Raw genomic sequence first — 19,851 nt, 5'->3', positions numbered from 1 at the left:
TCATTTATGGTATCATAAAATGAAAAGAGGAATATAATTTAAATTATATTCCTCTTTCTTTATACATATATATACGATATTATCTTTCCATAAGTTTATAACCTACTTTCGATATTGTAACTAATTCTACATAAGGATTCCCTTCAAGATATTTTCTGATCTTATGAGTCAAATTATTTAGAGAATGTTCTTTTTGATATACATCTTGCTCACCCCATAACAACCAGACAATACTTTCTTTGGTAACAACTCCATTTACATTTTCGCAAAGAAGACGTAAAAATGCCGCTTCAGTTTTTGCGACTCTCAGTTCCTGACCATCATATTCAATAACTTGATCAATCGGGCTAAATGAAAAACCAGAGAAGACAAACTTCTTTGACCCCGATTCGCTCACTCTATTTAAAAGATTATTTATTCGAGCCAACAACTCTTTTGTTCCATAAGGTTTCTTTTGATAATCAACATGTCTTAATTTCAATCCACGTTCAATATCTTTAAAGTGTGTTTTGCCTGTGGTAAATATGATAGGCAAAGACGAATTTGATAGTCTGACTCTTTCCGCGACATCAAACCCATTCATTTCTCCAGCTAAATCGACATCCATCAATATAAGATCGATAGGTTGCTCGTCAATTGTCTCCATTACATATTCGCCTTTCTTCACATGTTGTACATCAAATCCTTCAACTTCCAGATTCTCTGATAGCATAAAAGCTAGATTCTCATCGTCTTCTACTAATAGTATATTTGCCATAGACATAAGTTTGTAAAATGTGCTTAAAAAAAATTAATCTGTTTCACAAAGATAGTAAAGTTTAACTTACTCAAATAAATTAATAATTATTAATCGGCAATTCAATATAAGCATTTTTAATCGCAAAAAATGTTATCATTTTGCAATTCAATGTACGCATTTATTGTTATCATCTAGCAATTCAATGCGTACATTTTTGTTATCATTCTGAGAGGTCGTTGCGAAGTATTTTCCAGTTTGAAGCCTTTGAGTATTCTTTCAAACTTCTTGAGTGATCTTTAGTTCCTACATATTGAAGTTGGAGTAGGTACGATAAGCGAGAACGAACACCAAAGCTATTTTGAGCTAGTATAACAGCCTGAAAAGAATATTTAGCACTATCTTCCCTTATTACTTTATTATACTCATATTCCCAACCATCTGGGTGCTTTAACTGTTTCACTAGAATCTTTTCGGCAAAGACTTGAGCTGCTGATGATAGATCAGCATAGTCTGTCACTTTCTTATCTTCATCTGTTATTCTTAGGATTGAACCTAATACCATTAAAACCACAAATACAGCTATAATTGCTATTAAACCGCCTTTTTTATTCTTCATTTTAAGAGATTGTGTTATAACGAATAGATAGTTTAATGATGGCTAATCCTTTGATGTGTGAGATGTGTTCATCTTTGGGTGCGTGATATTGATTTTGGCTTACAAGCTTTACATAATCCTTACCACGATCAGACAATTGTACATATTTTATAGTCAAATATTCATCATCACCATCATCTATATAAAGCAGGTATATTTCACCAAATCGTATATTGTTTTGAGTGTCTTTAATCTGCTTATAACAAACAATATCGCCTGATTTCATAATAGGATACATACTATCACCTCTAACAAACAAAGCCCCATCACATTTAGGTGCATTTGGTACTGAAATATAATCTATCGGTGATTGATCTATCTGATTGCTAAATAACGTATTTAATCCTGCAACAGCCTCTATTTCATATAGTGGTATCAGTTGATTGTTAATATTGAAATAATCAGATTTGAAATTATATTTTTTGATATTTGATTCAGACTCTGCTAAAGTATTAATTATCTCTTCTTTCTGAGTATACTCTTTAGGTTCATTTTTCAACATATCACCTTTGCCAGTTATAAGCCATTCAATACTTACTTCTGGATAATAAGCGATAAATCTCGCTGTATTATCTTCACTCATACCACCGTCAGAGTCTAACACACCTCTCGTTATACCAGTATTTTTATAAAATTGGTACTTTGAAATCCCTTTAAAATCGAGGAATTGCAAAATATTTCGCTTAATGGACGAATTTTCTTGCATGTTTATTTGTTTAGACAAATTATCTCGCCTATATTTGTATCAATATCGAAACAAAGTTATAAAAAATATGGATGCAGCAAAGTTTCTTAACAGCATTGAAAATATTAAACAGCATGGTGATGCTGTGCGTATTTCTAAATTAGTTAACAAGTTACGCTTAGAACGTGGTGAAACTTCATACTCACCTGCTACAGTTCGATCTATGCTAAATGGCAATAGAACTGCAAATGAAGAAGTAATTGAGATTGCTAAGAAATTCTACAAAACACAACTACAATTTGAAGAACAAAGCTTATGAAAACTAAAGACAAAATCTACCTAACAATCATTATCGTATTGACATTAGCATTATCAAGTCTCGAAGGGAAGCGTGAAGCTGAAGAAGATGCACAGTCTGCAGAGATTTGCAAACTACAAGATACAGATAACAATAACTATTAATACTCACTATTATGTATATCAAAGAAATAATGTATGGTATATCCTGTGATGGCTGTGAAACGATTTATGAGGACTTTAACGGCTGGACATTACACACTAAGAAAGAAGAAGCTAAAGATGCAGCTTTAGAGAGTAACACAGGTTGGATTGAACACGATGAAAAGCACTATTGCCCGAACTGTCATTTAATAGATGACAATGATAATACAGTTGTAAGAAAATCAAAAGAAACTCTAATCCCTTAACGGTTTATTGCAAGGTTCGACTCCTTGCAAGGGAACATTATACAAAAAAAATGCAAGTAAACTCAGGCGACATAATAAATTATAATTCAGAGATATATTTATCCCAAGATTATATATTAAAGCATGCTGATGTTGGTTATAACTATTTGCGAGTAGCTAAAAGTAGATTTAATACTTCCAAATCTGTATCATGGAAATATGAGAAGATTTTGAACAAAGATTATTTCGCTTACAATTACTTACCTATTGCTATACAAACTAAACTTTTACCACTTGCAGCACTAATAGATAGTGCAAGGGAAACAAACGATGATATTACATCAATCATCCAAGCTGCAAAAATCAGTTCATATAAGAAATTTCAATCTAAATTCAGTTCTGATGAGTTAACTATTGCTGCAGCTATAATCAATGATGCAAGCATCTATATATCATTAAATGGTATTTCTTTTTCAAAATCAGCCTTCTTTGAAAAGTTGGCAAAAGAAGTTGAACTGCAAGAAATTAAACACCTGCCTAAAACATGGCGAAACCTGCGTGACAAGATCAAAGAATATGCTGAAGGTAAAGCTATAACTGACCTTATTTTCGAAAAGAATAAAGGCAATGCAAACCGTGCTAAGTTCGCTAATAACGACATTATTAAAGGTTGGTTATTCGGTCTTATTGAGTCTCAAAAGAATTATTCTGCAGCATATATTTTCAGACAAACACGCAGAATGTGTTTACAGTCGCAAATTAGTGATTTTCCTTCTAAACGTTGGGTTAGTGACTTTTTAGCACTACCTGAAACGCAATACATTACACAGCAAAGATACGGTGCAAACAACCGTCACAATCATAAATATAGAGTCTATACACCTACTCAATCAGCTTTATTTGCTGGTGACTGCTGGCAAATTGATGGTACTCGTGTTAATATCATAGATCATAAAGCAACTTATTACAACAAAGAAGGCAAAAAGGTTACAGGACAAAAGTTCTTGTACATCATTGCTGTACGTGATGTTATGAGCGGTATGGTGATGGGTTGGGAATATTGCTATGATGAGAGTGCAACGGCTGTAACAAACGCTTTGGCAAACGCTGTGCGTAATGCTGGCTATTTGCCTTATGAGTTTATTTATGACCGCTTTCCTGGACACAACACTTCTGAATGGAAATTTATTGAAACACAGTTCAGAATGGCTGGTACTGTAATGACTGTTACCCACAAAGCTGAAGGAAAAGCAAATATAGAGCGTTGGTGGGGTACGTTACAAGACGTGTTTATGATGGATAGCGAACTGTATTATGGTGAGGGTATTAAATCTACTCGCAGATACGCACACAGAAGCAAAGAATATGTTGCAAGCATGCGACAATGGGCTAGCAAAAACGACTTTAATTATGACAAAGCTTGTAACGAAACTAACAAGATTTTAACAAGCTATATAAATACTCCATTTTCTGAGTATTCAAATAAATTCAAAAACATAGATCAGTCACCGCTTCAATTGCATGAAGAATGCGAGAAACCAAATGTATATCGTATTCCTGATTATGCGTGGTGCTTCATGTTTGGACTTAATAAAGGTGTGCAAATATCAAACTATATGATTACTACACAGATCGAAGGTGCAACTTTTTACTATGGTATTGATGATTGTGATCTGATTGAAAAATACACTGGCGTGAAGCTTACTAATTGCTTCGATTATGAAGATTTAAGTAAGGTGCATCTGTTTGACGGTGATACTTATCTAGGCACATTCTCAGAAATAAAACCTGCACAACGTTTCGGACCGAATAAAGATTTGCGTGCAGTGGGTAAGATTAAATCTATTGCTAACAAAGTAGAAGCTGACAGAAAAACTAAGATAGCTGCAATAAAAGCTATTGAATTGCCTGATCAACAAGATAATTACGGTGAAGTTGCCATTATGCAAGGCGGTATTATGAAAAAGCCAGCATACGAAGCTGCAGAATCTGCTTTTCTCCTAAATGAATGGGATAATGAAGATGTAGTAATAACAGCCAGAAATCAATATTAATATAAACAAAAAAGCTCAATAAAGCCACTTTTGAACCGACTTTAAAGAGCCTTTAAAACTCAATGAATATGACAAATGTACAAAAAAAAGAAATTCTTCAACTAATTGAAGATGAAAAAACAAGACTTGGTTCTTACCGTGCAGTAGCAAAAAAGTGCAGTATTTCAGAAGCAGCTATTTCACAGCTTCGTGGTGGTACTTATTTGGCTGAAGGTGATGATGTGTATTTAAAAATTGCTTTGGCACTTGATTATAGTTTTGACAATAGTGGGTGGAACATTGCAACTGAAACTACAGACTTTAGAATCATTACCGAGGTGCTGAGCGATGCTAAGAATGAAAGTATGTTCATTGGGGTTTCAGATAACGCTGGCTGCGGTAAAACTGCACCCTCGGATATATACCTTAACTGGCATAAAAAGGAGGCTGTATTTAAAATAAACTGTAAAGAATGGGGTGCACGTAAATTTCTTGAAAAAATAGCTGTAGAAGTTGGTGCAACAATACCTAAAGGTTACGGATATTCTACTGAGTTTATTGAAACTATAACTGATACTATTAAAGGAATGGCAGACAAAAAGCCTCTTTTAATCATTGATCAGGCAAATTCTTTGAAACCTGCAGCTACATGTATGATCATACATTTATTTAATGAGCTTGAAGGTATGACAGGGCTTGTAGCACTGGGTACTGAAAATCTTGAACATCAGATCAAAAAAGGTGTAAGACTTAATAAAACGGGGTTTGATGAAGTAGACAGCCGTTTTGGTCGCAAATACATTAAAACCGTTGGTGCAACACTTGCTGATACTCGCAAAATATGTGCTGTTAACGGTATCACCGATGATACACTGCAAAAGGAGGTTTTTAAAGCCTGTGAGCCTATTGAACGTATCCTTTCAGATGGTAGTAAGATTCTTGTAATTAAAGACAAAAGACGCTTAAAAAGAGTTATTCAACGTGAACGCTTAAATCATAATTAATATGTCAACAAAATCACAAAATATACACGGTCGTTTTTACGGCTTGCTTAATCAAATGAAAGGTGCTGAAAAGGATGCACTGGTATGGCAATACAGTAATATGCTTACAACCTCATTACCTGAATTTTTAGAGAAAAACCCTAGGGGTTATGCACAAATGATTAAAGGAATGGAGCAGACTGTATCAGAAATGACACTGCAGGTAGAAAGGGTTGAAAAGAAAGCCTACATAGCCGATAGAGAGCTTAAAAAACGTAGATCAGCTATTCTTTTAAGATTGCAAAAGGCTGGCATTAATACTACTGATTGGCAGGCTGTAAACAAGTTTATGAGAAACCCGAAAATAGCAGGTAAAACGCTGGGTGAAATGTCAACTGATGAAATGGACTTACTTATACCAAAACTCGAAGCAATACTAGCAAAAGATAAGCTTGAGCGTGAAAAATTGATAAGGTTAGCACAAGCAAATTAAGGTGACAGGGTGTGTGTTTGACGGTAACGTTTACAGGTTCGATTCCTGTCACACTCACAAAAAAATACACAATAGATTATGAGTAAGATGAGAAAAATGCAGTTAGGTCGCAGGCGTGCTTATTTACGTAAATGCGTACTGGTACAAGAACTTTTGGCAAAGCATGAGAATGAAACAAGTATTCGAAAAAGAGTATTTGACTTACATATAAAACCTATTGTGTTATGCAGTTATGTACAATTTAACAACATGTTGAATGAGCGTAACCCTGCATCGGAACTACAAGAAATAGAAGATGAATTTAATAATATTTAATCGTATGGAAAATGTATTATCACCTGCTGAACTAGCAGAATTTAAAGAGTTTAAAGCTCAGAAAGCCGAAAAAGAAAAGGCTCTTAAGATCAAAGAAGATAAGATAACCTACAAAGAAATCAAAGATGAGACTATCAGAGTTCAATTTGAATTACTCAAAAGGATATCTGGCTTAATGCTTGAGGCTAAAAAGACTGTGTTTAACAACTGTGACGGTCTTATTCAGATGAAAGATGATCTTTTCAAGACCAAATCAGACAGATCATCCAACACCTTCACCACTCAAGATGGTTCAATTTCTATCAAGCTGGGTAATCGTGTCAATGAAGGCTGGGCTGATGAAGTTGAAATAGGGGTTTGCAAAGTACAGGACTACTTGAGAACATTGGCAAAGGATGATAACAGTGCAACGCTTGTAGAGGGTGTTATACGCCTGCTAAAACCCGATAAAAAAGGAAATCTAAAAGCGTCTAAAGTGTTGGAGCTTGAACAAATGGCTATCAAATCAAACAATGCTGATTTTATGGACGGTATCACACTTATTAAAGAGGCTTACAGACCGTCACCCTCTTGTATGTTTATAGAGGTTCGTTATAAGGACGAAAACGGTGAAGAACAAAGCTTACCACTATCAATGAGTGCAATAGAAAAAACATGTCCTAACTATGAAAATAGAAAAAGTCACTAATGTATCTTTTCTAAGAGTTGATACAGATGATAATGTTTATGAACGATATGGCTATGATGGCTGGTATATACGCATAGGAGAAAGCACAGAACCTGTATACGATTGTGAGGAACTAGAAGAAGAATTTCAAAGATTTATCACTCTAAATAATATCTAAAACTATGGCTGCAGACAGATTTAAACAGTATCAATATGCTTTAGTACGTTTCTTTCGTTCTCGTGGATATGATATAAACTCTATCAAAAAGACTATTAAGATTGATAAATATGATCTTCCAGTTAAAGAGGCTCAGAGACTAAAGCAGCTAGAAAATTACGGGTTTCAGGTGATTGACCCTAAACCTGAATATAGTTTCAACCCAACAATCAATTATGAGTGTGAAGAAACTTTTATAGACTTTGCTGATGAAATAATTTACTTATGTAACAACGGATTATAAAAAAAACAATTATGAGAAAGTATTTAAAGAAGTTTTTTCAATGGGTTTTCAGTTATGAATTAGGCAAAATTGCATCTGAAATAAGACAATGCGAAAAAGAACGCAAAGCCTTAAAGGAACAAGCTGACCGAGTAAGTAACTTACTTTCTAATCTTGATATTAGTGTAGACTTACATCATTATTCACCATCATGGGCGGTTATATCCTTACAAGGGCAAAAAACCGATTACATAAAGTTTATTCAAATGAATGATCGCACAATAATGGATATAGACAGAGTTTTGAGACAATTCGAGAGGTCTAAAGTTGATTGTTCGCCAATGGAACACGCCTTTTTAAGAAAGAATAAAACATTTAAAATATAAACAATTATGGATAACCAGAGAATAGTTATTACAATATCAGATCATCAAGGTTTATCTGCTGTAGTCCATGCAACAAAATCTGATGGGCAATGGATAGCACGAGATATTATTACTGAAGAAGTCAACGAAAATGCAACTGCTGTAGCTATGTTAACTAACATAATTTCAGAAGGAATCAATAACCTATAATCCTAAACGGTTCAAGCTGGGTTCGATTCCCAGCATAGGAACAAACAATCCTTATTTTTTTATTAAAGACATCAATATGAAAAATAAAAACATCATGTATTGCCTTATATACAGGGTCAGAAAGCAGAAAGGGATAAATATAGACACACGTACATGTACGATTTTTTACAATCATCAATACCCCGAAAGCATTGAGATTACAGCAATAAAACGCCTGTGTGATGAGTATGGTTTTGGGAGGCAAGCAAGAATAATCTAAAACAAAAATACAATGATAACTGAATTTTCAAAAATAGTAGGTATTCCAGAATCTGAAATACTGAGTAACAGAAGGACTAAAGAGATTGTAAATGCTCGACAAATATACTGGCTTATTTTATACAAATCAGGATATTCATACACAGCAATAGCAAGATTAAATAACAAATATCATTCTTCAGTTCTCACTTCAATTGGTAGAATCAAAGGACTACTTGAGATAAAAGATTTTGATGTTACCGATATATACAATAGAACAAAACATTTAATTCAATCAAGCATGAGTATAGCAAACAGCACGATAACGCTTACACGCCCTTCTTTATTTAACGCTGAAGGCAAAGCACACGAAGAGTTTATATTTGATCATTTTGACTGTCCTCGCTGTAACGGGTTAGGCTACATACATGTAGGCAGTTACAACGATATTGAAGATAAAGACAGTACGTGTCCGATCTGCAGAGGCACGAAAAAGATAAAAGCAATAGTCAATATAGACTGGTCTGCATCTGAAATAAAGAAAGCCCCATAATAGGGGCTTTTTGCTTTATACCTTTACAAACTTATAGAGCATCATATCTGTATATCCTGCAGACTTATTAAGCGTTATATTTTGCGTGTTCAGCACTGAATTTTTGAAAGGATTACCTATATCCCTGTTATCAGCAAACCACTCACACAACTCAATTAATGAACTCTTATTTGATGTAAAAAAGAAGTAGTTCGAACCACATAAAACATTTAGTACATCTAAATAGTCTCTGAGCTTCCAGTATTTATCCGATTGATATGTTTTTGTATCTGTACTTAAGTAAGGTGGGTCAACCAGAAACAGCACATGCGAAACATCTTTATATTGGTTGTATAACTGCCTGTAGTCACACTTCACAATATCTAAACCTGCAAGATATTCAGTTGAATTAACATCATAATCAGAGGCTTTGATATTGTTATATAGAGTTTCTGATTTTAACTCTTTCAGATCAGTTACATATTTAGATGAAAAAAGAAGCGAAGAGGATAGTGTAATGTAATCTACAAACCCTGCATTATCTTCAATTTCAATACGATCTAACATTGTTTTACATACTTCTGCTGGAATCTTCTTTTCTCTTGGGTGAACGCCTAAAACAAGCCTCAGATCAGCAAGCAGTTTGTTTGTTTTCGCAATATTCTTAAGGCGTAAACTATAATTATCAAAGTCATTATATATAACTTTTGCTTCAGGAAATATTTTCTTTGCAGTATGCGAAAGCAAGCCTGACCCCCCGAATAAATCGACTATTATTTTTACTTCTTGTTTGGCTTTCAGCTCAGTCATTGCTAAACCAAAGGCATTAATGAAACGTCTCTTTTGTCCTTGAAACGGTAACGGAGCTGTAGTGTAATTCTTTTTCATTTTTAAATCTGTTTTAAACTGTTTTTAAATATTATCTTTGTGGTCTCAGGTAAATAAAAAATAGGTGCAGACACACCGATCAAAGGCATTTAGCCTCTGTCGTGGTGTGTCTGCACCTTTGTTATTACAGCTTTGCCTGAGAAACAAGCTGTGTAAAGATGGGGGCTTTCTTATTACTCCCTTATATACCTCATAAAACTATACATCTTTCGATGCTTTAAATACTCGCTATCAGATTGTTTGTCGTATGCTTCACGTTCGAAAGATATGTTTCTGTAAGCCTGTTTCGTGTTGCGGTACTGTGCTAGCCTTACCAACCATTCTAAGCCGTATAATACATAAAAGAACACATATAACAACTCTCTCATTTGAAGCGTGTGTATAGCTTCGTGTGTGGTTAGTTTGACTGATAACGGGTTGTACTCATTCCGTGCAAATACGAACCCGAACACATTAATAGCTGCATATCCTTTGATTGGGAAATGCTTAGTGTATTTAACTTTCATATAATTAATTACTTAAAGTTTCCTACTTCTATATCTAGCGATTTTATTTTAACTTCAGTGACAGCGGTTAATACAAAAGTTGGTTTTGCATTTATGAAGATATTCCCGAATTGATAATGTTCGAATTGCTTATTCGTGTTCTCTTCTTCGGCTGCAAAGTTTCCTGAGATAGTGAATTTTCCAACTGCTTCAAGTTTTACGGTAATTCCTCCATACTCTAAGAGTTCTAAATTGGCATTATTTAGAGTCAATTTTGTAGAGACAGGTAGAGTTATTAATGTACCGTCAACAGTTCCCGTATTGGTAAAATCGGATATTTTCGAACTTGAAAACTTATTGATCATGTACTTATGTGGTATATCTAAGATCACATAATCGGCAGCAATAAAGGAAATCTTATCTTTAATACATTTTGTTACTGTTTTGTTGGTCACATCATAAGTAAATGTATCTAAGCTTTGTTGTCTGAATCGCTTTACCAATTCTGGTATATAACTAAGTACTGCTGAATCATACCCTAAATTATTATCAAACATCGTTTGTACTTCTGATTCGGACGGATTAGCATTGTACATAACTTTTAGCATTCTAGTATTTGAATACAAGAATCTAAACACATCATCAAAAGGTGGTTCGGGTGCTATAATGAAATTATATAATCCCATTCTCGAATTGCAGGTTTCAACGAAGTTCTTAATTGTATACATCGAATAACCCAACAGGCGAATGTGAAAAATAGGTGTAATATTTAGTTCATAACATAAATCTGCGACCTCTCGTATTGATGGTATAACAGTCCTATAAGCTGCATTAGTAGAAATGTATGTAAATGTATTTTGTATTTCTTCTAATGTTAGTGTGTATGAGTTTGTTAATGTCGGTATTAATGGATTGTTGGAGGTTGCCACTCTCGCAAAATTATCATCATGTAATAATATTACATTCCCGTCACTAGTTGTTGAACAATCTATCTCGACACTATGCAAACCGCATTTTGCAGCAAAGGCAATTGCCGACAATGAATTTTCGGGTATTGCTCCGATACGTAACCCTCTATGCCCACACATTTGGTGTGTTTTTTGAGAGCGTGGCGGGTTACCACTTCGATAGATAATGTTATTTACATTCTTATCTATTTCTTCTACTTTTTCACCTATTGAACTGCTTTCAACATTTTCTAAAATGTTTGGGTTGCTTTTTTTAGTGATTAAAATATCATTTGTTCCTGTCATTGAAACTTGGATAAATAATATACCTGTTGGTATAGTCACTTCATAATTGTTTATCAGATATTCTGTACTTGTACCCGTACTTCCATTATACACAGGTACATCTAGTATCTGTGATTTTGGAAAACCTGTTGTCGGATTAATTTCTGATACATACCTCATACTTGCGTCATATCCTACAACACCTGTTGCACCTCTTAACGTGCCTGTTATTGATAATATATCACCTTCTAATACGGATATAGGTTGTGTTAATCTATATACATTACCAGATGATGAAAAGAACCCCGTTTGTGTATTTACATAAGCTCTAACATTAACATACTTTGAGACTAAATTATTAGAGGCTGTTATGTCGTTGAGTATATTTCTTTTAATTGCTCTATTTCTTGTGTCGATTAGATCGACTGAGGTATTGCCTTCTATTAATCTAATTGTATTTAAGCTATCATATAAGGGTAATACTTGTATATACATCGCTAAGTATATATTAGTATCATCCGTTGTGAATGTAAAGGGTTTGCCTTGTTTTTTATTGAATTTCTTAAAACTTGCTGCATCAGATGTTTTTGAATTATACAAATAGATAGTAGGGTTTATATCAGTCACTATATAGTTATGACCTACAACTGTATAAGTTGTATTTTTTTTCAATTTACATCTATCTGCTATTAGATACGCCCCTGTATATACTATTGCACCCGTTGTTGTGTTAATCGTTGCTCGTGCTAGGCTTGCTATTAACTGATTAGTTATATCGTTTCCAGATGTTCTAGCGATTAAATCCGAGGGGTTTTCGGTAGTTGCACCTAATACCGATACCCCTATTGTTATATCTCGTTTCGGATAAACACCTGTTGTATTTTCAAATTGATAAAAATAGCCTCCAGCTACGGGGTTAGAAGTTGTTGTATTTACAAGAAATTTACAAGAATCGGATGTTTCTCCAATTCCTAGAAATTCATTTTTCAATAAGAATATAGACGGGATGTTTATTATTTGTTCACCTATTCCCGTAACCATTACATTTAAACTTCTTAGACGTTCAAATGTTGGTGTATTGATGTCTTTGGCTATGATAATAGTTAATAAACCTGCAACGGACACATTTAACCGTATTTGATTGATAAACTGCCCTCTTAAACTATCTTGGTTTAGGTAGTAAAACGTTGCATTTGATACTGTTGCACCTGTTGATGAAAAGGGTATAACTTCTTTGAGTTCATCGGATACGGATATTTGAGGCATTTCCCCTGTCTCAGAATATACAACTTTGAAATTATCGGTTATTCTTATAAGATCAGCTTTTTTTGCTACATCTGTAATTTTCGCATAATCAGCCAAGTTAATAACGGGGGCTTGTGGTGTATCAGTTGTAGCTAACCATACCCCTGCAACATTACATTTATACACCACGCCAGGATAAGGAATACCCACCCATGCAGTATCACCTATTTGTGGGCTTGGGTGCGCTGCCTGTAATGAACTTGCAGACGTAAAATAGCCTTTAAATTTAGCAGCATTATTCATTGCTAAGTTTATTTCTGCTAATATCTGTACAAGCCCCTCAACGTTATCAATTGGCATTTGATCGTTCTTATGCCAAAAGGAATCTAACCACGCCCAAAACTGTAAACGTGTAGGCATAGCACTGCGAATGAACCAGTTTTTTATTGCTTGTCTCTCTGTAATTGCCATTAGTGTTGTTTTTTAATGAGTACATAATCAAACGTACCCGATTGACCATAGTTTGTTGACTCTCGAACTATATAAAACTCTATCAGGGTTAGTGTAGGTGAATAATAACAACTTGTAACCCTATCAATAAGACCAAAGTTTAAAAAACCAACATATTCAAGAGGATTAACCCCTTCTGGTGCTGCAACCGACACTTTTAAACCTTTAGCCCCCTCTAAGGGTAAATCAACATAAATTTTGCCCGTAATGATCTGCTTATTCAGTACTTCAACAGAATCAGAAATAGACTGAAAACGTGTTGACATTTCTTTGATGGTTTTAAGCCTCGTTAGGCTATTAAATAGTATTGTTGAAGTACCAAATGTGCAATATCTGTGAAATTGTACTTCTTTGAAATTTGCATCTTCAAATTCCAATGAAGTCGCCATTTCTTTGACTGTTATTGTCTCATTGCTAATATCACCTATAACACCGCCTACAAAGGGGTATAACACGCCACTAAGAACAACCCAACCATCGCTAATGGTGTTACCTGCAATCACGCAACCCGACACTATTACACTGTCACCTATAAGACTAGCAACAGCTTGTAAAGCTTCTGTATATGATTGTTGCATCCATGAAAGGGAATCCTGATCGAGAGGAAAACCGCCCGTCTTGGTAAAATCGAATCTTTTGTGACTACTCATATTTTGTTTATATAAAACGTTTTACTTACTAATTTGTAGGCATTTAAAAGCCCTTTAAATACTGCATCATCATATCTTAAAGTAGATGGTACACATACTATAAAATCTACACCTTTACTCTCCGTTTCAGTCGATGTATTAATGTAAATCGGCTTATTTTCGGCTTTGGTTCGTATAAAAATGGGTTGTTTTTCCTTTCTCTTATAGAGGTACTTACTTTTGTAGAACTCACCATCTGTAATATATATACGCCTTTGATCGGTGTCAAAACGGTCATTCAGCAATCTCTCAAGTGAGAAAATTTGCGGTGTGATTGACAGTCTATAAAGATTTTCGTCTCTGAAAAGCAAGAAGCGAGAATAAATACTTCTTACACCGCCTAACATCGAATTAAGAATGATTATCAATACCTCTTTTCTCAAGAACGTAGGTAATAATAACCTGCTGAGACGTGAATAATCAATGCTATATATCTTCATAATATTTCGCTCTGTGCTTCGTAAGTAATTTCTAAATCAGCATCAGCTATACGCATATAACCTGCATAGGGTTGATATATAATACCTATATCACCTGTTTGATTGTTATATCTATATTCTGCGAGCGTAATAGTAGGCACAACAACACCATCAACACGCTGTAAAGCATCAACCAGAAAGGCTGGTACAAAAACACCGTTAAAAGGTAGATTCTTAAGAAATAGCCTTATAGCATCGGCAACAGGTGTATCGCTCGCAGCATCTAAACGCTGACCGTTTGAATTGAGAACTAAAGGATTGAAATGTACATGCAGTCTCAATTTCAGCTTATCAGCTTCTTTACTTATTATTTCAATTTGAACTCCTGCATCTTTCACACGAAAGACGTAATCTTCGAAAGCATTCAATTCAACAGGAGAAATAGGTGCAAGGTCGTCACCTGCATTTTTAGCAACTTTAAGAACCAAACGCTTTTGAAAAGAGACTACTGCACTGTGTGCAATAATCCGTGAAGCTTCTATTTCTTCTGTTGTTAAGCCTGCATTATCGTACTGGTCTGTATCTGGTATCAGGTTGTGACCTAGTTGAAACAGCTTTGCTTTATTTGCGTACCATCGTGCGGTGTGAGGCTTAAGGTTGTCTATTATTCGTATTATCTCAGTTACAAGATTATCGAATAGAACTTCAAGCGTCCACATAGATGCAGCAACGATATAAAACAAAATGCTTTCGAGGCTTACAGGCGAAAATTGCTGTTCGAATGTTCGATCAGGATTAAGCCCATACATATTGATGATAGTAGGGTGTGCAGTAAACCTGCCTGTTATATCTGCTTTTATTTCTGCTATTGTACGTGCCATAATTTAACTAACTATAAAGTCATGTTCTATATACCAAAACTCAATGCCTTGTTCTGTTTCGCTATCTGTATCTGTTGCAGGTCTAAGCCCTTTCATGTTGTAATATTCTAACACCAAAGCATTAGTTACTACAGGGTTTGTAAGCACCTGCGAAGGGCTTAGAGAGTCGGTTATACTTAAGCCGTTTTTTATAGCCAGATCAAAAACCGACTCTACAGAGCCACCTGTTTGTATTGCAATATCAATAGTAGATTGACCGTCTAAAACTTTCGTTTCCATATAAATACTATTACTCCAATGATTGACCCCAGCCCTAATAAACACATGAATATTTTACCAAACCAGCCTTCTACAACCTGCTTATCTGTTTGTTTATAGACCACAAGAGGCTGTGATGGTATGTAATAGGTGATCGGTTTATCACGTTCTATTATAGTGTCTGTTACCTGTATATAAATTGTATCTGGGGGCTGTATCAGACGAAACTTTAATATCCCGTTTTCAAAAGAAAAGCTTGAGATCAGACCTCTTGCTTTGAGTTCTTCAAACATTTTCATGTTCACCTTATTGAGGCTGTCACACTCAAATAAGGCTGTTATAATAGTACTGTCTGCAGGTAAAGCATAGGGAACTAAGCGTTCTGTTACCTTTTCTTTCGTAAAAACTGGTATTTGTATCGGTGGTGTATAAGTAGGGGCTTGAGTCTTACAAGCTACCAGACCGATAAAGCAAAGCCCTATTATGAATATTTTTCCCATTGTTCTGTAAATTTTATGCTGTTTAAGCGGTTTAACCATCCGTTTAAGAATCGTTTTTGCGTATTTGCAAGCAGTTCTTTTTCGGTTGCTTTGCGTCCGATCTTCTTTTCATAAGCTTCAACAGATCGGTTAACAATACCGTTTATAAAGTCTGCTCTTCTTTGAAATATCAGATTAAATAACTTCTCAGAAGGAAAGACATTCAATGCTGCTAATGTGTTTTTACCTACAATTCCATCAGCTTTAACACCCAGTATTGTTTGAGGTATTTTAATACCATGAACGCCTGAAGCCCACACCCAATCTACCAAGATGTTTGCTATTGATTGATTGCTGATCTTATCAGCCTGCCAACAATCCCAGAATATTATTTTCAGTACATCCATCCATTCTTCATCTGAAATGTTCTTTAGGTCTTCAATGGACGGAGTCGGTAATCCTTTTAGTTTTCGGTAATGAATAAAAGTACGAAGTGTTATACCCTTGTTAGTTGCACCGCCTCTGTCAATCGGATCATTCACAAAACCGCCTTCCCATTTTTTGATAAAAGGGGCTAATAATTCAACTTTCGCCATTTTGTTAGTCCTCCTTTTTTAAATCGCTCAGGTCAACATTAAAATGTCTTTCAGCTTTGTTAACCAGTACTTTTTGTAAAACTTTCGCTCTCTTATCATCATTCTCAGAACTCCAGTTCTCAAGTATGGATATACCCTGATAGATGAAAAAAGCAGCTAAAACAAAGCGTACTGCAGCATCTGTATTTTTGATTACATACATATCCACATAATTTGCCAGAATAATCAGTATGAAAGCCACAATCATGGTATACATTATCCTGAACTTGTATTCGCTTTTAAATTTACCGTCTGATCGTTCAGGATATTTGATATGTACCCTTTTGCCCAGACAGTATGCAGACCACACATCTAAAGCCGTTGCAGCAAGGCAGGGTATAAAAAACAGCAGTGAAGTTTCAACAGCCAGCAAAAGACCTGTACAAATACTAAGCAGGTACTGCATGCACTTATCTATAAAATATTGTTTCATAATTATATATCTATATCAAATTTTGAAATATCGTTACCATCGACTCTGATAGGGGCTGTTATACCGTCACTGGATAGCTCAGACTTTAGCTCTGTGATAAATTGCTGCCTGCTGTGTGATGTTATAGGTTTCTTTAAATAGTTATCTATACCAAGCCCCAGCGTAGGCACTTGTTTAAATTCGCCTTTCTGAGCTACTATAATGAATTTGCAACGCTGAAAATCAATATTATCAAGCTGCAAACCTTGTGTTATCATACCGTTTGCATCTCTTTTTACAGTGATTTTAAGCTCATTGTTTTCATCAACCAAAATGCCAATCATTGTGTTATCTTTTTGTTTTCGAACATGTCGATAGTTGGTGATTCGATAGTAGGGTTGAAGATCAAAGCAAGAGGATTGCCGTTACCCGTTACAGGGTGTGTTAATAAGAGTTGTTTCAGTGTCTGTATATCTGTATGTAGCTTTGTCATCCAGTCAACCAATTCAACAATTTTGACTAAGCCTTTATTATCACCAGCATTGAATATAAAACCTTCCTTATCTATGTATAATGTTTGCGTTCCTATCTTTACTTTGATCTTTTCAACCTCAGAGCATTTAAGTATGACAGCTTCTGTTTTCAGATTCTCAACTATGCCAACCAGTACATTGCTATTCAAAAGAGGATATACTGTTACATAGCTTTGCAGATCATCATCAATTGCATTGAGCAAAACACCGTACAATGTTGGAGCGTTGTCACGTTCTACAGTACAGGTTGTTTCTGTTACCTCTGTAACCACACCCCAGCTTACTGTTTTTATCTGTGATCTTTGTGATTGTGCTTGTATTGCTAATGATATAGCTTGCTCTAGCTGTCCTGACATACTTTAAACTATCTTTAAAATCGTTTATAATCGCTTTACAAAGTCTTTGCGTGTCTTTTATCGACTCGCTTCAAAATAATGCGTTAAATCACACCTTAAAGCTTAGTGTGTTTTTGCGTGAATAGCCTGATGAGTCATTAAATGTTATATTCACTTTCTCAATAAGATACCTGCCAGCTCGCTCAGGTTCTAAGGCATCCCGAATATCAAGCGAGTCACCAGCATGTGTGAGAGGTAATCCAAAGCCTGTAATATCACCTGTGTAACCATCGTATACCGTTTTTGCCATTACAGCTAAAGCCCTTTCACGTAGCTGGCTTTCAGTAAGCGGACCAGCAAAGTTTAGTGTACGTTCTGAGGCTTCTTTCTCTTTATTTCCTACTATAACGGTTGTTTTCTTTCCATTTGGATTGTTCGAAATAGCTTTGTAACGTACTTTAAAATCTTCTTTTCGTTTAAATTTCAGATCGTTCTTTTTTACATTTGTGGTGAAAGGTCGGTCTGCAGGTGAATTAATTGTATAAATGTGAGTTGTGGTTTTATCTCCGAAATCGTATGCTAACCCTACATTTATTTTTCCATCCTGTAAGCGACTGTATAAACCGTATGTTTTCATTAAATCTTGCATCACGGCAAAGGCACTGGCATTGTCAATCTGATATTTGCCAATATTGACATCAGGACATTCAAAAGTCATAGTTGACGGTATAATATCAGTAAGTATTTGCTTGAGTGTTGCAGATTGATAGCTTTTGATAAAATTAGTTTGTCTGAGTGGGTAAGTTTCGTCATCGCAATGAATGATAAGAGGTATATCACTTTCTATTTCTCTGATATAGCCTGTAAACTCACGATTGAAAACATTGTCATAACCAGCCTCAAGCGTTACTTTATCACCAGCTTTTATTTGTTCAAGTATTGCTTTTCCTTTCAGTTTACCATAATTGCGTGGAATGGTAATCTTTGCAGTGTTCGACATTTCAAGAATATTCTCATCAATTTCAAACTGGTTGATATTCTTTAGCAACACATTTCCCAGCGTCACATTTGCAGACATATTGAGGAACATTAGCATAGCACACGATGTTAATAGTATTTTTTTCATAATCCGTTATTTGATAAAAAGGTGTGTAACCTTAGTTTTCGTTTATAAGTTGATATTCGGCTGATTTTGTAGCACGTGTTGTAAAAGTATAGGCTATTGTATCTTCATAGCCTTCTACAAACTCTATACTCACATCCAGTATAATAATTGAGTTGATTTTGAGTGCTGCAAGTATCTCACTAGATACTTTCCAGACACTGTTTACTTCGAATATATCGTTTATAGCTTCCATCCGATCAATTGGGAACTGGTGGTTCTCCATGTCGATAAGTAAGCCTTTCCAAGTGATTTGCCACGGCTCTGTTGAATAGCGTTCAGTTACCTCAATATCGCTGTCATTTAAAAGAGTCGTTACCAGCTTTTTTGATCGGGTAAGGCTAAACATGGGAGGCGTGGCAAAAACCTGATTGTATTCTTCAGCAAGTACACGATAGGCAAATAGGTATTCTTCAGAATCATTGTACAAAAGCACTTCATCGAAGCTGATATTTTTATCTTTGACAAATACAGATTGTTGATACTTGTTATCATTTCGCTCTAAAGCTGTTTGAAAACCTGCTTCAGCAAGTTTACTGCTTACATTAGTAGCTACATAGCCAAAAGCGTTTGTGTATCTGCCTGAGAAATCAAAATTCATATCTTTTTTCCTTTTTATCCTGTGGTTTCATACCTGTTAAAAAACCT

Annotated in this window: 30 protein-coding genes; 13 read left to right on the top strand and 17 right to left on the bottom strand. The window is 35.1% G+C overall.

The genetic code is table 11. The features are described 5' to 3' along the window. Positions 1-79: 79 nt before the first annotated feature. From HGC4_RS18155 to HGC4_RS18145, 3 genes are all read right to left on the bottom strand, one after another. The gene (locus HGC4_RS18155; RefSeq protein ID WP_185099992.1) at positions 80-757 is read right to left on the bottom strand and encodes a response regulator transcription factor; all 678 of its coding nucleotides are present in this window, start codon (positions 755-757) and stop codon (positions 80-82) included. A 202-nt stretch (positions 758-959) separates the two neighbouring features. Then, the gene (locus HGC4_RS18150) at positions 960-1,355 is read right to left on the bottom strand and encodes a hypothetical protein (protein WP_050711556.1); all 396 of its coding nucleotides are present in this window, start codon (positions 1,353-1,355) and stop codon (positions 960-962) included. Between the two features lies 1 nt (position 1,356). Further along, the gene (locus HGC4_RS18145; RefSeq protein WP_050711555.1) at positions 1,357-2,100 is read right to left on the bottom strand and encodes a S24 family peptidase; all 744 of its coding nucleotides are present in this window, start codon (positions 2,098-2,100) and stop codon (positions 1,357-1,359) included. Between the two features lie 67 nt (positions 2,101-2,167). Here HGC4_RS18145 and HGC4_RS18140 point away from each other — a divergent pair, with 67 nt between their 5' ends. From HGC4_RS18140 to HGC4_RS18085, 13 genes are all read left to right on the top strand, one after another. Next, positions 2,168-2,398 (top strand): hypothetical protein, encoded by a 231-nt coding sequence (locus HGC4_RS18140; protein WP_157258390.1) that lies wholly within the window; start codon positions 2,168-2,170, stop codon positions 2,396-2,398. Further along, positions 2,395-2,541, top strand: coding sequence for a hypothetical protein (locus HGC4_RS18760; RefSeq protein ID WP_157258389.1), 147 nt, complete (start codon positions 2,395-2,397; stop codon positions 2,539-2,541). Before HGC4_RS18140 ends, HGC4_RS18760 begins: the two co-directional genes overlap by 4 nt. A gap of 11 nt (positions 2,542-2,552) precedes the next feature. Beyond that, positions 2,553-2,786: a hypothetical protein gene (locus HGC4_RS18135; protein WP_050711553.1), complete on the top strand. Its 234-nt coding sequence runs from the start codon at positions 2,553-2,555 to the stop codon at positions 2,784-2,786. 50 nt (positions 2,787-2,836) lie between these two features. Beyond that, complete coding sequence (locus tag HGC4_RS18130; protein WP_050711552.1) at positions 2,837-4,819, top strand: integrase catalytic domain-containing protein; 1,983 nt, start codon at positions 2,837-2,839, stop codon at positions 4,817-4,819. A 68-nt stretch (positions 4,820-4,887) separates the two neighbouring features. Next, positions 4,888-5,802 carry an AAA family ATPase gene (locus tag HGC4_RS18125; RefSeq protein ID WP_050711551.1) on the top strand — a complete coding sequence of 305 codons (915 nt, stop codon included), beginning with the start codon at positions 4,888-4,890 and terminating at the stop codon, positions 5,800-5,802. A gap of 1 nt (position 5,803) precedes the next feature. Beyond that, complete coding sequence (locus HGC4_RS18120) at positions 5,804-6,274, top strand: hypothetical protein (protein WP_050711550.1); 471 nt, start codon at positions 5,804-5,806, stop codon at positions 6,272-6,274. 78 nt (positions 6,275-6,352) lie between these two features. Next, complete coding sequence (locus HGC4_RS18115) at positions 6,353-6,589, top strand: hypothetical protein (RefSeq protein ID WP_185099991.1); 237 nt, start codon at positions 6,353-6,355, stop codon at positions 6,587-6,589. A 4-nt stretch (positions 6,590-6,593) separates the two neighbouring features. Next, positions 6,594-7,277, top strand: a complete 684-nt coding sequence (locus tag HGC4_RS18110; RefSeq protein ID WP_050711566.1) for a DUF3164 family protein — start codon at positions 6,594-6,596, stop codon at positions 7,275-7,277. Then, on the top strand, positions 7,255-7,434 hold the full coding sequence (locus HGC4_RS18105) for a hypothetical protein (protein WP_050711548.1): 180 nt from the start codon (positions 7,255-7,257) through the stop codon (positions 7,432-7,434). The genes HGC4_RS18110 and HGC4_RS18105 overlap by 23 nt, the downstream gene beginning before the upstream one ends. 4 nt (positions 7,435-7,438) lie before the next feature. After that, positions 7,439-7,717, top strand: coding sequence for a hypothetical protein (locus HGC4_RS18100; protein WP_050711547.1), 279 nt, complete (start codon positions 7,439-7,441; stop codon positions 7,715-7,717). A gap of 11 nt (positions 7,718-7,728) precedes the next feature. Continuing rightward, entirely contained in the window at positions 7,729-8,082 is a 354-nt protein-coding gene (locus HGC4_RS18095) for a hypothetical protein (RefSeq protein WP_050711546.1), read from the top strand. Between the two features lie 6 nt (positions 8,083-8,088). Beyond that, positions 8,089-8,271 (top strand): hypothetical protein, encoded by a 183-nt coding sequence (locus HGC4_RS18090; RefSeq protein WP_050711545.1) that lies wholly within the window; start codon positions 8,089-8,091, stop codon positions 8,269-8,271. Positions 8,272-8,542: 271 nt separating this feature from the next. Further along, positions 8,543-9,061: a helix-turn-helix domain-containing protein gene (locus tag HGC4_RS18085; protein ID WP_050711544.1), complete on the top strand. Its 519-nt coding sequence runs from the start codon at positions 8,543-8,545 to the stop codon at positions 9,059-9,061. A 15-nt stretch (positions 9,062-9,076) separates the two neighbouring features. Here the strand turns inward: HGC4_RS18085 and HGC4_RS18080 are convergent, their stop codons facing one another. The 14 genes from HGC4_RS18080 to HGC4_RS18015 form a co-directional block, all read right to left on the bottom strand. Next, the gene (locus tag HGC4_RS18080; protein WP_050711543.1) at positions 9,077-9,928 is read right to left on the bottom strand and encodes a DNA adenine methylase; all 852 of its coding nucleotides are present in this window, start codon (positions 9,926-9,928) and stop codon (positions 9,077-9,079) included. Positions 9,929-10,101: 173 nt separating this feature from the next. Then, positions 10,102-10,434 (bottom strand): hypothetical protein, encoded by a 333-nt coding sequence (locus HGC4_RS18075; RefSeq protein WP_050711542.1) that lies wholly within the window; start codon positions 10,432-10,434, stop codon positions 10,102-10,104. An 8-nt stretch (positions 10,435-10,442) separates the two neighbouring features. Then, positions 10,443-13,361, bottom strand: a complete 2,919-nt coding sequence (locus HGC4_RS18070; RefSeq protein ID WP_050711541.1) for a glycerophosphodiester phosphodiesterase family protein — start codon at positions 13,359-13,361, stop codon at positions 10,443-10,445. After that, on the bottom strand, positions 13,361-14,050 hold the full coding sequence (locus HGC4_RS18065; RefSeq protein WP_050711540.1) for a hypothetical protein: 690 nt from the start codon (positions 14,048-14,050) through the stop codon (positions 13,361-13,363). Before HGC4_RS18065 ends, HGC4_RS18070 begins: the two co-directional genes overlap by 1 nt. Beyond that, positions 14,047-14,529, bottom strand: a complete 483-nt coding sequence (locus HGC4_RS18060) for a hypothetical protein (protein WP_050711539.1) — start codon at positions 14,527-14,529, stop codon at positions 14,047-14,049. Before HGC4_RS18060 ends, HGC4_RS18065 begins: the two co-directional genes overlap by 4 nt. Beyond that, a complete protein-coding gene (locus HGC4_RS18055) occupies positions 14,526-15,389 on the bottom strand; it encodes a hypothetical protein (RefSeq protein WP_050711538.1) in 864 nt (287 codons plus the stop codon). The genes HGC4_RS18060 and HGC4_RS18055 overlap by 4 nt, the downstream gene beginning before the upstream one ends. A 3-nt stretch (positions 15,390-15,392) precedes the next feature. Beyond that, entirely contained in the window at positions 15,393-15,668 is a 276-nt protein-coding gene (locus tag HGC4_RS18050) for a hypothetical protein (RefSeq protein WP_050711537.1), read from the bottom strand. Next, positions 15,650-16,147, bottom strand: a complete 498-nt coding sequence (locus tag HGC4_RS18045; RefSeq protein WP_050711536.1) for a hypothetical protein — start codon at positions 16,145-16,147, stop codon at positions 15,650-15,652. The genes HGC4_RS18050 and HGC4_RS18045 overlap by 19 nt, the downstream gene beginning before the upstream one ends. Then, the gene (locus tag HGC4_RS18040; protein ID WP_050711535.1) at positions 16,129-16,722 is read right to left on the bottom strand and encodes a glycoside hydrolase family 108 protein; all 594 of its coding nucleotides are present in this window, start codon (positions 16,720-16,722) and stop codon (positions 16,129-16,131) included. The genes HGC4_RS18045 and HGC4_RS18040 overlap by 19 nt, the downstream gene beginning before the upstream one ends. Before the next feature lie 4 nt (positions 16,723-16,726). Continuing rightward, on the bottom strand, positions 16,727-17,194 hold the full coding sequence (locus HGC4_RS18035) for a phage holin family protein (RefSeq protein ID WP_050711534.1): 468 nt from the start codon (positions 17,192-17,194) through the stop codon (positions 16,727-16,729). Between the two features lie 2 nt (positions 17,195-17,196). After that, complete coding sequence (locus HGC4_RS18030; RefSeq protein ID WP_050711533.1) at positions 17,197-17,517, bottom strand: hypothetical protein; 321 nt, start codon at positions 17,515-17,517, stop codon at positions 17,197-17,199. Continuing rightward, positions 17,514-18,062 carry a hypothetical protein gene (locus HGC4_RS18025; RefSeq protein ID WP_050711532.1) on the bottom strand — a complete coding sequence of 183 codons (549 nt, stop codon included), beginning with the start codon at positions 18,060-18,062 and terminating at the stop codon, positions 17,514-17,516. The genes HGC4_RS18030 and HGC4_RS18025 overlap by 4 nt, the downstream gene beginning before the upstream one ends. Positions 18,063-18,150: 88 nt before the next feature. After that, on the bottom strand, positions 18,151-19,167 hold the full coding sequence (locus HGC4_RS18020; protein WP_050711531.1) for a hypothetical protein: 1,017 nt from the start codon (positions 19,165-19,167) through the stop codon (positions 18,151-18,153). A 31-nt stretch (positions 19,168-19,198) separates the two neighbouring features. Next, the gene (locus HGC4_RS18015; RefSeq protein ID WP_050711530.1) at positions 19,199-19,804 is read right to left on the bottom strand and encodes a DUF6046 domain-containing protein; all 606 of its coding nucleotides are present in this window, start codon (positions 19,802-19,804) and stop codon (positions 19,199-19,201) included. Between the last annotated feature and the right edge of the window lie 47 nt (positions 19,805-19,851).

This window comes from Dysgonomonas sp. HGC4, from assembly GCF_001261715.1.
In the GTDB taxonomy this organism is placed as follows: domain Bacteria; phylum Bacteroidota; class Bacteroidia; order Bacteroidales; family Dysgonomonadaceae; genus Dysgonomonas_A.
The sequence above is the reverse complement of the archived record's forward strand: the minus strand, read 5'-3'. Positions and strand labels throughout refer to the sequence as shown.

Bases quoted from the DNA above. Each gene is read 5' to 3' on its own strand.
- HGC4_RS18155 (WP_185099992.1), bottom strand. From the start codon at position 757: ATGGCAAATATACTATTAGTAGAAGACGATGAGAATCTAGCTTTTATG.
- HGC4_RS18150 (WP_050711556.1), bottom strand. From the start codon at position 1,355: ATGAAGAATAAAAAAGGCGGTTTAATAGCAATTATAGCTGTATTTGTG.
- HGC4_RS18145 (WP_050711555.1), bottom strand. From the start codon at position 2,100: ATGCAAGAAAATTCGTCCATTAAGCGAAATATTTTGCAATTCCTCGAT.
- HGC4_RS18140 (WP_157258390.1), top strand. From the start codon at position 2,168: ATGGATGCAGCAAAGTTTCTTAACAGCATTGAAAATATTAAACAGCAT.
- HGC4_RS18760 (WP_157258389.1), top strand. From the start codon at position 2,395: ATGAAAACTAAAGACAAAATCTACCTAACAATCATTATCGTATTGACA.
- HGC4_RS18135 (WP_050711553.1), top strand. From the start codon at position 2,553: ATGTATATCAAAGAAATAATGTATGGTATATCCTGTGATGGCTGTGAA.
- HGC4_RS18130 (WP_050711552.1), top strand. From the start codon at position 2,837: ATGCAAGTAAACTCAGGCGACATAATAAATTATAATTCAGAGATATAT.
- HGC4_RS18125 (WP_050711551.1), top strand. From the start codon at position 4,888: ATGACAAATGTACAAAAAAAAGAAATTCTTCAACTAATTGAAGATGAA.
- HGC4_RS18120 (WP_050711550.1), top strand. From the start codon at position 5,804: ATGTCAACAAAATCACAAAATATACACGGTCGTTTTTACGGCTTGCTT.
- HGC4_RS18115 (WP_185099991.1), top strand. From the start codon at position 6,353: ATGAGTAAGATGAGAAAAATGCAGTTAGGTCGCAGGCGTGCTTATTTA.
- HGC4_RS18110 (WP_050711566.1), top strand. From the start codon at position 6,594: ATGGAAAATGTATTATCACCTGCTGAACTAGCAGAATTTAAAGAGTTT.
- HGC4_RS18105 (WP_050711548.1), top strand. From the start codon at position 7,255: ATGAAAATAGAAAAAGTCACTAATGTATCTTTTCTAAGAGTTGATACA.
- HGC4_RS18100 (WP_050711547.1), top strand. From the start codon at position 7,439: ATGGCTGCAGACAGATTTAAACAGTATCAATATGCTTTAGTACGTTTC.
- HGC4_RS18095 (WP_050711546.1), top strand. From the start codon at position 7,729: ATGAGAAAGTATTTAAAGAAGTTTTTTCAATGGGTTTTCAGTTATGAA.
- HGC4_RS18090 (WP_050711545.1), top strand. From the start codon at position 8,089: ATGGATAACCAGAGAATAGTTATTACAATATCAGATCATCAAGGTTTA.
- HGC4_RS18085 (WP_050711544.1), top strand. From the start codon at position 8,543: ATGATAACTGAATTTTCAAAAATAGTAGGTATTCCAGAATCTGAAATA.
- HGC4_RS18080 (WP_050711543.1), bottom strand. From the start codon at position 9,928: ATGAAAAAGAATTACACTACAGCTCCGTTACCGTTTCAAGGACAAAAG.
- HGC4_RS18075 (WP_050711542.1), bottom strand. From the start codon at position 10,434: ATGAAAGTTAAATACACTAAGCATTTCCCAATCAAAGGATATGCAGCT.
- HGC4_RS18070 (WP_050711541.1), bottom strand. From the start codon at position 13,361: ATGGCAATTACAGAGAGACAAGCAATAAAAAACTGGTTCATTCGCAGT.
- HGC4_RS18065 (WP_050711540.1), bottom strand. From the start codon at position 14,050: ATGAGTAGTCACAAAAGATTCGATTTTACCAAGACGGGCGGTTTTCCT.
- HGC4_RS18060 (WP_050711539.1), bottom strand. From the start codon at position 14,529: ATGAAGATATATAGCATTGATTATTCACGTCTCAGCAGGTTATTATTA.
- HGC4_RS18055 (WP_050711538.1), bottom strand. From the start codon at position 15,389: ATGGCACGTACAATAGCAGAAATAAAAGCAGATATAACAGGCAGGTTT.
- HGC4_RS18050 (WP_050711537.1), bottom strand. From the start codon at position 15,668: ATGGAAACGAAAGTTTTAGACGGTCAATCTACTATTGATATTGCAATA.
- HGC4_RS18045 (WP_050711536.1), bottom strand. From the start codon at position 16,147: ATGGGAAAAATATTCATAATAGGGCTTTGCTTTATCGGTCTGGTAGCT.
- HGC4_RS18040 (WP_050711535.1), bottom strand. From the start codon at position 16,722: ATGGCGAAAGTTGAATTATTAGCCCCTTTTATCAAAAAATGGGAAGGC.
- HGC4_RS18035 (WP_050711534.1), bottom strand. From the start codon at position 17,194: ATGAAACAATATTTTATAGATAAGTGCATGCAGTACCTGCTTAGTATT.
- HGC4_RS18030 (WP_050711533.1), bottom strand. From the start codon at position 17,517: ATGATTGGCATTTTGGTTGATGAAAACAATGAGCTTAAAATCACTGTA.
- HGC4_RS18025 (WP_050711532.1), bottom strand. From the start codon at position 18,062: ATGTCAGGACAGCTAGAGCAAGCTATATCATTAGCAATACAAGCACAA.
- HGC4_RS18020 (WP_050711531.1), bottom strand. From the start codon at position 19,167: ATGAAAAAAATACTATTAACATCGTGTGCTATGCTAATGTTCCTCAAT.
- HGC4_RS18015 (WP_050711530.1), bottom strand. From the start codon at position 19,804: ATGAATTTTGATTTCTCAGGCAGATACACAAACGCTTTTGGCTATGTA.